This is a genomic window from Photobacterium lutimaris (assembly GCF_003025555.1).
In the GTDB taxonomy this organism is placed as follows: Bacteria; Pseudomonadota; Gammaproteobacteria; order Enterobacterales; family Vibrionaceae; genus Photobacterium; species Photobacterium lutimaris.
This window is the reverse complement of the sequence record NZ_PYMH01000046.1, coordinates 1-581: the sequence shown is the minus strand read 5'-3', so window position 1 is coordinate 581 and position 581 is coordinate 1. Positions and strand designations below refer to the sequence as shown.

1 protein-coding gene and 1 pseudogene are annotated in these 581 nt (G+C 48.5%); one reads left to right on the top strand and one right to left on the bottom strand.

The annotated features are described in order from the left end of the window. Positions 1–318, top strand: a 318-nt coding sequence (locus tag C9I99_RS26935; protein ID WP_146151188.1) for a transposase, incomplete at its 5' end; no start/stop codon positions are given. A gap of 71 nt (positions 319–389) precedes the next feature. Here C9I99_RS26935 and C9I99_RS27295 read toward each other — a convergent pair. Beyond that, a pseudogene (locus C9I99_RS27295) lies at positions 390–581 on the bottom strand (hypothetical protein); the annotation flags it as partial.

Here is a 581-nt window from a genome sequence, read left to right as displayed (position 1 = left end):
GGTAAAGGCGAACAATTTGATAAAGGCCGAGACTTTGCCGCTTGGCTCGGGTTGGTACCGTCACAATATTCAACCGGTGGTAAACCCAGACTTGGCCGAATAACCAAAAAAGGAGACAAGTACCTCAGGACATTATTGGTTCACGGTGCCAGGGCTGTTATCTCGGCCATTGGCAATAAAACCGATCGGCTTAGCCTATGGTGCAAAAGCCTGGTCGAACGACGAGGCTTCAAACGCGCCATTGTAGCGCTGGCAGCCAAGAATGCGCGGATAGTTTGGTCGTTATTGAGTAACGACACCGAATACCAACCAATATAAAAGCCAAACCAATTTCAAAAGGAATAAATAGCTTCAACGGGTCATTGCAATAGCCAATGATGATGTAAGGTTCAGACCTTTTGCGGGAAAACCTGATAATGCGGCGGGCACTTTAGATGCCTTCTAACGAATGAGGAACCGCAACCGCGTAGTGTCATCAGGGTCATGGCAACAAAGCCAGTAAATAGACCGAATGTAGAGCGGCAGTCCCAACCTTCCATTACCTGACGCTGTTGTTGACAATCGGGGGAGTCCATGTAGCC